11 protein-coding genes are annotated in these 10,734 nt (G+C 68.4%); 4 read left to right on the top strand and 7 right to left on the bottom strand.

Translation table 11 applies throughout. The features are described from left to right. A partial coding sequence (metK, locus tag VFG33_RS17815; protein ID WP_325054008.1) for a methionine adenosyltransferase occupies positions 1–1,033 on the top strand: 1,033 nt, incomplete at its 5' end. Positions 1,034–1,134: 101 nt separating this feature from the next. Further along, the gene (locus tag VFG33_RS17810; protein WP_325054007.1) at positions 1,135–3,174 is read left to right on the top strand and encodes a primosomal protein N'; all 2,040 of its coding nucleotides are present in this window, start codon (positions 1,135–1,137) and stop codon (positions 3,172–3,174) included. Between the two features lie 46 nt (positions 3,175–3,220). Here VFG33_RS17810 and VFG33_RS17805 read toward each other — a convergent pair whose 3' ends face one another. Together VFG33_RS17805 and VFG33_RS17800 are read right to left on the bottom strand one after the other, a co-directional pair. Beyond that, positions 3,221–4,435, bottom strand: coding sequence for an amidohydrolase family protein (locus VFG33_RS17805; protein WP_325054006.1), 1,215 nt, complete (start codon positions 4,433–4,435; stop codon positions 3,221–3,223). Continuing rightward, positions 4,432–5,454 (bottom strand): ArsR/SmtB family transcription factor, encoded by a 1,023-nt coding sequence (locus tag VFG33_RS17800; RefSeq protein ID WP_325054005.1) that lies wholly within the window; start codon positions 5,452–5,454, stop codon positions 4,432–4,434. Before VFG33_RS17800 ends, VFG33_RS17805 begins: the two co-directional genes overlap by 4 nt. Positions 5,455–5,536: 82 nt before the next feature. Between VFG33_RS17800 and VFG33_RS17795 the strand changes: the two genes are divergently transcribed. Continuing rightward, positions 5,537–6,760 (top strand): MDR family MFS transporter, encoded by a 1,224-nt coding sequence (locus VFG33_RS17795; RefSeq protein ID WP_325054004.1) that lies wholly within the window; start codon positions 5,537–5,539, stop codon positions 6,758–6,760. Between the two features lie 10 nt (positions 6,761–6,770). Here VFG33_RS17795 and VFG33_RS17790 read toward each other — a convergent pair whose 3' ends face one another. From VFG33_RS17790 to VFG33_RS17770, 5 genes are read right to left on the bottom strand one after another with little or no spacing between them, the layout of a single operon-like run. Continuing rightward, positions 6,771–7,172, bottom strand: coding sequence for an arsenate reductase ArsC (locus VFG33_RS17790; RefSeq protein WP_414672962.1), 402 nt, complete (start codon positions 7,170–7,172; stop codon positions 6,771–6,773). Then, positions 7,169–7,933 (bottom strand): aquaporin, encoded by a 765-nt coding sequence (locus VFG33_RS17785; RefSeq protein WP_325054003.1) that lies wholly within the window; start codon positions 7,931–7,933, stop codon positions 7,169–7,171. The genes VFG33_RS17790 and VFG33_RS17785 overlap by 4 nt, the downstream gene beginning before the upstream one ends. Continuing rightward, positions 7,930–8,604, bottom strand: coding sequence for an arsenate reductase ArsC (locus tag VFG33_RS17780; protein WP_325054002.1), 675 nt, complete (start codon positions 8,602–8,604; stop codon positions 7,930–7,932). Before VFG33_RS17780 ends, VFG33_RS17785 begins: the two co-directional genes overlap by 4 nt. Beyond that, entirely contained in the window at positions 8,601–9,302 is a 702-nt protein-coding gene (locus tag VFG33_RS17775) for an arsenate reductase/protein-tyrosine-phosphatase family protein (protein ID WP_325054001.1), read from the bottom strand. Before VFG33_RS17775 ends, VFG33_RS17780 begins: the two co-directional genes overlap by 4 nt. Positions 9,303–9,350: 48 nt before the next feature. After that, the gene (locus VFG33_RS17770) at positions 9,351–9,713 is read right to left on the bottom strand and encodes an ArsR/SmtB family transcription factor (RefSeq protein WP_325054000.1); all 363 of its coding nucleotides are present in this window, start codon (positions 9,711–9,713) and stop codon (positions 9,351–9,353) included. Between the two features lie 89 nt (positions 9,714–9,802). On the opposite strand from VFG33_RS17770, the gene VFG33_RS17765 reads away from it, so the two are divergent. Continuing rightward, positions 9,803–10,734, top strand: a 932-nt coding sequence (locus VFG33_RS17765; RefSeq protein WP_325053999.1) for an FAD-dependent oxidoreductase, incomplete at its 3' end; no start/stop codon positions are given.

The raw sequence follows: 10,734 nt of genomic DNA, 5'->3' as shown, positions 1-10,734 counted from the left end.
CGGAGAGATCACCACCTCGGCGACCATCGATTTCGCCGAGATCGTCCGGAAGACCATCTGCGAGATCGGCTACGACAACGGCGCCTACGGGTTCGACGGCCACCACTGCGCCGTGATGATCACTCTCGACAAGCAGTCGCCCGACATCGCCCAGGGCGTCAATACGGCGTACGAGACCCGCGCGGACTCCTCCGTCGACGAGCTCGACCTGCAGGGCGCCGGCGACCAGGGCCTGATGTTCGGCTACGCGACGAACGAGACCCCCGAGCTGATGCCGCTGCCGATCACCATCGCGCACCGGCTGTCCCAGCGGCTGTCCGAGGTGCGCAAGGACGGCACGATGGCGTACCTGCGTCCCGACGGCAAGACCCAGGTCACGGTCGAGTACGACGGTGACAAGGTGGTCCGGATCGACACCGTGGTGGTGTCCAGCCAGCACGCCGCCGACATCAGCCTCGACTCGATGCTGACCCCGGACGTGAAGAAGCATGTCGTCGACCCGATCCTCGAGCAGTTCGACATCGACTCGACCGACTACAAGCTGCTGGTGAACCCGACCGGCCGGTTCGAGATCGGCGGCCCGATGGGCGACGCGGGTCTGACCGGCCGCAAGATCATCGTCGACACGTACGGCGGCGCGGCGCCCCACGGCGGCGGCGCATTCTCCGGCAAGGACCCGTCGAAGGTGGACCGCTCGGCGGCGTACGCGATGCGCTGGGTGGCCAAGAACATCGTCGCCGCGGGGCTCGCCGCGCGGGTCGAGGTGCAGGTCGCATACGCGATCGTCAAGGCCAGCCCGGTCGGTTTCTACGTCGACACGTTCGGCACCGAGACCGCCCCGGTGGACAAGATCAGCGACGCGGTGCTCGAGGTCTTCGACCTGCGCCCTGCCGCGATCATCCGCGATCTGGACCTGCTCCGCCCGATCTACGCCCAGACCGCCGCGAACGGCCACTTCGGCCGTACCGGCGATGACTTCACCTGGGAGCGCACCGACCGGGTAGAAGCCCTCAAGGCCGCGGTCGCCAAGTAGTCCATCGAGCAGCTGCCCCTGGCCACCGGCCACGGGCAGCTGTTTGCATTTGTCCACAGGGGTTGCGGTGGGTTGTCGGGTGGGGCGACTAGAGTTCACCGGTGGCACGGAACGGGGACTCACCTGAGCAGTTGACGCTGCTTCGCGAGACCGTTCGGCGTTCCCGGACCAAAGAACCGGCCGGGATCACCTCGGAGCTGTCCGTCGCCCGGATCGCGGTCGACATGTCCTTGCCGCATCTCGACCGCCCGTTCGACTACCTCGTCCCCGACGATCTCGCCGCCACGGCCCAGCCCGGCGTACGGGTCAAGGTCCGTTTCGCCGGCAAGGACCTCGACGGGTTCGTGCTCGAGCGCCTCGAATCCTCCGAGCACGAGGGCAAGCTGACCCGGATCCGCAAGGTGGTCTCACCCGAGCAGGTGCTGACCCCCGAGGTCGCGGATCTCTGCCGCGCCGTCGCCGACCGGTACGCCGGGGTCTTCGCCGATGTGACCCGCCTGGCAGTCCCACCCCGGCACGCCAAGGTCGAAGCCGAACCGCTCCGCTGCGATCAACCCGTCCGGCCGGCCGCGTCCGCCTCGACCTCCGAGTGGTCGCCCTACCCCCACGCCGAGGGATTCCTCGACGCCGTCCGGCGCGCGGAGGCCCCGCGCGCTATTTGGACCGCAGTACCGGGCGCCGACTGGGCACTCGCCTTCGCCCAAGCTGCCGCAGTCGCCGCAGCAGCGGGCAGAGGCGCTCTCCTGCTGGCGCCCGACGCCCGCGACCTCGAGCGACTCGCAGCCGCCTGTACTGCGGTGCTCGGGCCAGGCGGGTTCGTCATGCTCTCCGCAGACCTCGGCCCGACTGCGCGGTACAGGGCTTTCCTGGCCACCTTGCGCGGCTGCACCCGCGTCGTGATCGGGACTCGGGCCGCCGCGTTCGCGCCAGTCGCGGACCTGGGTCTGGTCGCGTTGTGGGACGACGGCGACGACTCGTACGCCGAGCCGCGCGCACCCTATTCGCATGCCCGGGAAGTGCTGCTCCTGCGTGCTCATCGTCAGCAGTGCGCAGCCTTGCTCGGAGGATTCGCGCGGTCCGCAGAAACCGCCGCCCTGCTGGAATCCGGCTGGGCCGCGGAACTGATCGCCGACCGTACCGTGATCCGCGCCGCCGCCCCTGCTGTGCACATCGCGGGGGAGTCGGACACGGATCTGGCCCGGGATCCAGCCGCGCGGGCCGCGCGCCTTCCCCACCGCGCCTTCGAGGTCGCACGGGAAGGCCTTCGTTCCGGGCCGGTGCTGGTTCAGGTTCCCCGCGCGGGGTATCTGCCGAGCCTCGTCTGTCAGACCTGCAGGGCGCCTTCTCGGTGCGCCACGTGCGGCGGTTCGCTTCGCCGTACGGGGGGGTCCGGCCCGCCGAGTTGCAGCGTGTGCGGACGGCCCGCGGCCGATCACCGATGCCCGGAGTGCGGTGACACCAGGATGCGCGCGGCGGTCGTCGGCGCACGCCGTACTGCGGAGGAGTTGGGCCGCGCATTCCCCGGAGTCCTCGTCCGTACTTCGGGCGGCGACAACGTGCTGGACACCGTGACCGACAAGTCAGCCTTGATCGTCAGCACGCCCGGCGCGGAACCAGTCGCCGAAGGCGGCTACAGCGCGGCGCTGCTCCTCGATACCTGGTTGCTGCTGGCACGCCCTGATCTGCGCGCACCCGAGGAGGCGGTGCGGCGGTGGTTCAACGCTGCGGCGCTGGTGCGATCGGCTCGCGACGGTGGTGCGGTGATCATGGTGGGCGAACCGTCGGCGACGCCGCTGCAGGCTGTGGTCCGCTGGAGTGCGGACGGTTTCGCGGCGCGGGAACTGGAAGAGCGGCGGGCAGCGCGGCTCCCACCGGCGGCCCGGTTGGCAGAACTCACCGGACCGACTGACGCTGTCGCCGATCTGCTGACACGGCTTCGGCAGCTGACGGACGCCCAAGCAGGCTTGGAGGTACTGGGTCCCGTGGCCGTCGACGACGAGACCGTGCGAGCGGTGGTTCGTATGCCCCGGTCCGCCGGATCGTTGCTGGCGCGCTCCTTGAAGGAAGCGCAGTCGGCCCGCAGCGCGAAGAAGCTGGTCGGTTCGGTCCGTATCCAAGTGGACCCGGCAACCTTCGGCTAGTGCTCCGCGCGAAGAAGCTGGGTGGGCTCCGTCCGGCGAGGTTCGGCTAGCGGTTCTCGTTGCTGCGGGCAACCACTCGGCCGGCCTTGAGTACGAGAGTGCGACTCGGCCGCACGACCACGGCTTCGGCCGGTGAGCCGGCGTCGACGACGACCAGGTCGGCGGGCGCGCCGGGGTGCAGGCCGTAGTTGTCGATCCCCAGTATTCGTGCGGCGCCGGTGGTCGCCGTGCCCAATGCCAGCTCGATGTCCTCGTCCCGACGGAACGTGCTGCGATAGGCGAGGTGCATGACCCGATCGAGCATGTCGCCGGAACCGTAGGGTCCCCAGAGATCACGGATCCCGTCATGGCCGGAGGCGACGGGCACGCCTGCTGCCAGGAGCTTCTTGAGTGGCGGCACCGGGAAGCTGTAGACCGCGGCGGTCACCAGGGCGACACCGGCCTCCGCGAGTCCCTCGATGAGGCGGTCCTGGATCGCCGCGTCGGCCTGACCGAGGGCGTAGGCGTGGCTGACGACGACCCGGCCGCTGAGCTGTGTGGCCTTGGTCCGCTGGATGATCAGGCCGAGTTCCCATTCGCCCAATGAGCCGCCGTCGTGCAGGTGGATGTCGATGCCGGCGTCGTAGCGGGCCGCGAGATCGAAGACGATGTCGAGATGCCTGACCGGGTCCTGGTCGATGCCGGCCGGGTCGATGCCGCCGATCGTCCGGACGCCGTTCTGCAGGGCCTGTTCGAGCAGAGCCGCCGTCCCGGGCTCGGTCAGGATGCCGTGCTGCGGGAAGGCAACCTGCTCGACGGTGATCCGCCCGCCGATTCGTTCGACAGCCGCGTCGACGGCCTCGATACCGGCCAGGCCGACGTCTGGGTCCACATCGGTATGTGTTCGGGCGTGCGTGGTCCCGGTGGCCACCATGCGCCCGAGGAGGGCGGTGATGTAGTCGACGTTCGGTATGCCGATCTCACTTCGCCGACGACGGTCGTTCGCGATTCGCTCCGCGAGCGGGTCGCCGGCGGAGTGGGGAGTCCAGGGGCCGCCGTACAGGGTCTTGTCGAGGTGGCAGTGGGAATCGATCAGGCCCGGCAGCACGAGTTGGCCGGCGAGATCGATCACCTCGACGCGCTGGTCGCCAAGAGGCTCGGTCGGCGACCACCCGGCCGGGGGTGGTTCGACCGGCAGTTGGGCGATGAGGCCGTTGCGGATCAGGATGTCGACCGGGTCCCCGCCCCACGGGCGGCCCTGCCGAAGCAGCAGGTCGCTCATGCGGAGGTGGCGAGGCTGGTCGGTGCCGCGCTGGCGAGCTCGGTTGGGGAGGAGGCTGCCAGGAGGTGGTTGCCCAGTGAGGTGCGGTGGTAGAGCACGGTGCGGCCGTCGCGGCGGGAGTCGACGACTCCGGCCGCGCGGAGGATGCTCAGGTGGACGCTGAGGGTCGGCGCCGAGACGTCCAGTTGATGGGCGAGATGGGTCGTGGACATCGGCAGGTCCAGGTGGCCGACGATCGCCGCGCGGGTGCGGCCGACGAGATCGGCGAGCGGCGAGTCCGTCGTATCCTTCCCGCTCTCCCATAACCTGCCGAGACCGCGCGGCGGATAGGTGATGGTCGGCACATGCGGCGCCGCCGTCACCCCCAGCGACGCCGGCCAGGTGAACACGCACGGCACCAGCAGCAAACCCTGCCCGTGCAACGGCACACCGTTGCAGCAGTAGAACGGCCGCTCGATCTCGACCTGATCGCCCGTGAACCGCACCGACGGATGCAGATTGCGGAACAGCCGGTCCAGACCACCGCTCGCCAGTTCGTCGAGCCGGAAGGCCAGGTCGTCCTGGAGCAGCGCCCGCATCCGCCGCCAGTCTGGTTCCAGCGTCCGCTGCCAGAAGCTCTGCAGGGCCTCGTTGATCCTGGTCACCGCATGGGCTGGCTTGGCGATCAGCTCCGGGAGCAGCGGATGAGGATTCTCCTCCTGCAGCTTGGTGATCTCGCTGACCACCAGCTCGGGTGGAGTCGCGGCGATCGCGGCCAGGCCCGACTCGAAGCTGGTCGACCGCCGTGGCGGTGCCGGCGTGATGAAGTCCGGGATGTAGCCGACCGGCGGAATGAGTGCCCTGAGCAACGTCAGATCATCGCCGGCAGCGATCGGGCGGACCTTGCGCAACCACGGCCCGTGCACGCTGCTGACCGTGTTGTTGCTCAGCGCCCGGACACTCGTCACCGTCTCCCAGATCGGCGAGAACGCGAACCGGATCCGGCTCACGTCGTCGGTGCTCAGCTTGATCGTGATCACGTCCAGCACTCTAACGGCTGATCCTCGATTAGTCCTGGGCCTAATGTTCGACAGGTCGCCGGAGTGGTTCGAGAGTAGAACCATGAACGAGACCGTTTCCCTGCCCGAGAGCGCTCCCCGGCTTCCCCGGGCGTTCTGGGCGCTCTGGGTCTGCCAGTTGGTGAACCGCCTCGGTAGCTTCGTGCAGCCCTTCCTCGTCCTGTACCTGACCCAGGATCGTCATCTCTCCGCCGGTACTGCGGGTGCGGTGGCCGCTGCGGTCGGAGTGGGTTCGGTGGTGTCGCAGTTGGTCGGCGGCTGGCTGTCCGACCGGATCGGACGGCGCCGGACCATGCTGGTCGGGTTCCTCGGAACCGCGGCCGCGCTCATCCTGCTCGGCTCGGCCCGTTCGATGGAGACGATCTGGGCCGCGGCCTTCGTGGTCGGCCTGATGGGCGACCTGTTCCGGCCCGCGGTCCAGGCCACGGTGGCCGATCTGCTGCAGCCGAGAGAGCGCGTTCGCGCGTACGGCCTGCTGTTCTGGGCGATCAACCTCGGTTTCTCGGTCTCCACGGTCAGCGCCGGCGTGCTCGCGAGCATCGGCTACAACCTGCTCTTCTGGATCAACGCCAGTACTTCGGTCGTCGCGGCTCTAGTGATCCTGCGGATGGTGCCTGAGACCCGGCCGACGCTCGACGAGGGACCACGTCGTCGACTACTGCCGGTCGCTCTGCGCGACACCACCTTCCTGCTGATGATCCTGATCCAGATCGGCTACGCGACGATCTACTTCCAGGGCTACTCGACGTTGCCCCTGGCGATGGCCGCCGACGGACTGCCCAGTTCGACGTACGGGCTGGTGATCGCCTTGAACGGGGTGGTGATCGTGGTGATCCAGCCGTTCGTCGGGCGCCGGCTGGCCGCGCTTGACCGGTCGAAGCTGTTGGGGAGTTCGATGCTGATCGTGGGACTCGGGTTCGGGATCGGCTCGGTCGTCCACAGTTGGTGGGGATACGGACTGTCCGTGGTGGTCTGGACGATCGGCGAGATCGGTTACGCCGCGGTGATCGGGGCCGTGCTCGCGGACCTGGCGCCGGTCGATCTGCGCGGCGGATACCTGGGTCTGGCGGGCAGCATGTCCTTCGGCCTCGGCAGCGTGATCGGCCCGCTCCTCGGCACCAACGCCTTGGAGCGTGCGGGCTCCACCGTCACCTGGCTCGCCTGCGCCGCCCTTGGCCTCGTCCTCTTCGCCGGCCAGTTGGTCCTCGGTCCAGCCTTGCGCGCCCGCGCAACCGCCATCCAGGCCACCACAGCCGCCACCGTCTGAGTGCTGTGGATCAGGAGGTCTGCAGTTCGCCGATCAGTTTCTCCACCCGAGCGCGGATCTCGTCGCGGACGTGGCGGACGACCTCGATCGGCCGCCCGGCCGGATCGGTGAGCTTCCAGTCCTCGTACCGTTTGCCGGGAAAGATCGGACACGCGTCGCCGCAGCCCATGGTGATGATCACGTCGCTGACCTGAGCCGTCTCGTACTCGAGCAACTGCGGCACGGCACCGGTGATGTCGATCCCCACCTCGCGCATCGCCTCGACCGCCTTCGGGTTGATCCGGTCGCCCGGCTCAGACCCGGCGGAGCGGACCTCGACCGCATCACCCGCCAACTCGCGCAACCACCCGGCCGCCATCTGCGACCGGCCCGCGTTGTGAACACAGACAAAGAGAACGCTGGGCTTGCTCACGTGGATGCTCCGGTGGTTGAGGTAGTTGAGGTGCTGTTTGTGCGTGGGCTGACGATGTCGTCCGCGGCCTGCCCGGCCCCGGGGTACAAGATGGCCAGCAGGCCAGTTCCGATGATGGCGCCGAAGATCTGTGCGATCAAGAAGCCCGGCAACGACCCTGGCGCGATCCCGGCGAAGGTGTCACTGAACGCCCGGCCGATACTCACCGCGGGGTTGGCGAACGAGGTCGACGAGGTGAACCAGTACGCCGATCCGATATACGCGCCGACGGCAGCCGGCGCCAGCGTGGCGCGCCCGGACCAGGCCAACGCGAAGATCAGTACGACCAGGCCGGCGGTCGCGACCACTTCACCTAGCAATAGGTGCGCTGCGGAACGGTCGGTGGTCGACCACGACACGGCGGCCTCGTTGTACATCAGGTTGGCCAGCACGGCTCCCACCACGGCGCCGACGAGCTGTGCCGGGATGTAGGCGGCCAGCTCGCGCAGGGTCAGACCAGTGCCGGTTCGGTGGCCGAGCCACCAGTCGACAGCCGATACGACCGGGTTGAAGTGTGCGCCGGACACCGGTCCGAGCATCAGGATCAGTACTGCGAGCCCAAGAGCGGTCGCGAACGCGTTCTCCAGCAGTTGCAGGCCGACATCGTCCGGGGACAAGGTGGCGGCGGCGATTCCTGAGCCGACCACCACCGTGACCAACAGCCCGGTACCAAGTGTCTCGGCGACGACTCGTCGCCACAGCGGGGTGACAGCGCTGCTCACAGGCGGTCCGGGGTGGCGGCGGGGACGTTCAGTTCGGCGAGGAGTAGGCGGACGCGACGCTCGATCTCGTCGCGGACGGGCCTGACCTGCTCGGTGTCGAGGCCATCGGGGTCGTCGAGGATCCAGTCCTCGTAGCGTTTGCCGGGGAAGATCGGGCAGGCGTCGCCGCAGCCCATGCTCACGACGACGTCGGCGGCGCGAACGATCTCGTCGGTCCAGGGCTTGGGGTACTCGGCGGAGATGTCGATCCCTCGCTCGGCCATCGCCGCGATCGCCGCGGGGTTCACCTCGACACCGGGCTCGGAACCGCCGGACCAGGCAATCGCGCTGTCTCCGGCCAAGTGCTCGAAGAAGCCGAGCGCCATCTGGCTACGGCCGGCGTTGTGAACGCACAGGAACAGCACGACCGGGCGGCCGTCGTTCGTATGGCCCTCAACCCTTGCCAGCGCGGTCAGCCGTTGACGGGCGAACCGCTCAGCCAGCAGAGGCAGGAAGTTCGGAATCGTGCTGCCGGTGGCGAACTGGTCGTAGCTGGAGTGCAGGAACCGCTCGATCGTCTCCGAGCCGTAGATGCCTGCGAATGCCTCGCCGAGTCTGCTGGCGGCGGTTCGCAAGGCGAGTTGCTGGTCGATGGAGAGGCTTTCGCGGCGGTATCCGGCGAGTTCGGTCATGATCGGCTCTTCTCGGTTGCCTCAGGCGGTGAAAGTGCGGGCGCCAGCCGGTCGATCCGGCCGGCGATCTCGGTGTAGGCGGCCTCGAAAGCCGCATCGGTGTCCGCGGGCGAGGGGTCCGGCACCGACCAGTGCAGTCGCGGACGAGACTCGGCCGGCAGGTGTTCGTAAGCGTTGTCGCAGACGGCGATGATCAGGTCGTCGCGCTGCACGACGTCGTTGAGGCGAGCGGTTCTCCAGGTGCCCGGGTCGAGGCCGTGGCGACGGGCGACCCGAGCGGCCCTCGGGTGTACACGTTCGGCGGGCTGGGTGCCCGCCGACATCGCGGGGACTTGGCTGCGGCGGGCCCAGATGGCGGCGGCCAGTTGCGACCGTGCCGAGTTCTGCGTGCAGACGAACACGACCCGCGGTACCGGAGAAAGTGACGGTGTCACCACCGCCGCTAGGGCCTCGGTCACGAGCCGGACGTAGGTACGGCGGCGGTCGCCCTCCGAGCGGGTACGCACCACCACACCAGCGTCCTCGAGCACCTTCAGATGATGCGCGACGAGATTGGTCGGCAAGCTCAGCAGCGCAGCTAGTTCTCCCGGCGCAGCGTCGCCGGCGGCCAAGGTGTCCACGATCGCCAGTCGAGCCGGATCACCTAGCGCAGCGTGAATTCGTGCTCGCACAGCCAGGGAGGTTCGCTCAGTGTTCATTGACTCAATAGTTACTGAGCTATCGAGTCGCGTCAAGTCCTGTGAGGATCAACGGGTGAGTTCTGCTTCCGGAACGTTCAGGAGGGCGGAGATCCAGCGGAGGCGGTCGGGGATGGACCAGTAATAGACCCAGGTGCCTCGGCGTTCACAGTCGACCAGACCGGCTTCGCGCAGTACGCGCAGATGGTGCGAGATCGTCGGACCGCTGACGTCGAACTGGCTGGTGAGGTCGCAGACGCAGATCTCGCCATCGGCCGAGGCGATCATGGACATCAGGCGCAACCGGATCGGGTCGGCCAGCGCCTTGAACATCGCCGCACCCTCGACCGCCTGCGCCGCATCGAGCGCCGCGTCGGAGATCGGCGAACAGCATGCACTGCCGCTCCCCAAGCGGAGCTCCTGTTTAGACATGCGTCTATCTTGACTCCTGTCTAAGCAAGAGGCAAGCTGGCAGCGCCTGATTAGAAGAACGTCTAGATAGCAGCGATGGGGAGCCGATAGTGAACGAGCAAGTGATCGATCCGGCCGGCACGGGCGACACCGGCGCGAGTGGGTCGGGGGTAGCTGGGCCTGTCGTGGTGATCGGCGCAGGGCCGGTGGGGCTGGCTGCTGCGGCGCAGTTGGCCGAGCGCGGCCTCGACTTTGTGGTACTGGAAGCGGGTTCCAGCGTCGCGGCGGCGATCGATGAGTGGCGGCACGTGAAGCTGTTCAGCCCGTGGCGCTATGACATCGACCCGGCCGCCCGCAGGCTGCTCGAGCAAACCGGTTGGGTCGAGCCAGATCTCGGCAAGCTCCCCACCGGCGGCGACCTGATCGATTCCTATCTGGCTCCGCTCACGAAGACCCCGCAGCTGAACGACCGGATCCGGTACGACGCCTCGGTGGTCGCGGTGACCCGGGTCGGCTTCGATCGGATCCGTACTGCGGGCCGCCAGCAGGCCCCGTTCCTGATCCGGCTGGCCGACGGCACCGAGATCCTCGCTTCCGCTGTGATCGATGCCGCCGGCACCTGGCGCCGACCGAACGTCCTGGGTGGTTCCGGTATCCCGGCCCGCGGCGAGGCGGACGTCCGGGACAGAGTCGCGAGAGCGCTCCCTGACGTTCTGGGCAGCGACCGCGAGCGCTTCGCGGGTCGCCGTACTGCGGTCGTAGGTGCTGGTCATTCCGCGGCGACGACCCTGCTCGATCTCGGCACGTTGGCCAAGGAGGTACCCGGTACGGAGATCGTTTGGGTGGTTCGTGGGACCGACCAGGCGCGTACCTACGGCGGCGGCGAGGCCGATGAACTCCCTGCTCGTGGAGCGCTGGGGAGCAGGCTGCAGAAGCTGGTCCAGTCCGGCGAGGTCGAACTGGTGAGCAGCTTCCGAATCGAGTCCGTGAGCCGAACCGCTGACGGCCGAGTAGAGCTCACGAGCTCCTCCGCGGACGGCCA

The organism is Kribbella sp., from assembly GCF_035687465.1.
GTDB lineage: Bacteria > Actinomycetota > Actinomycetes > Propionibacteriales > Kribbellaceae > Kribbella.
Note: the sequence above shows the minus strand (reverse complement) of the source record. Positions and strands in the feature narration are given on the sequence as shown.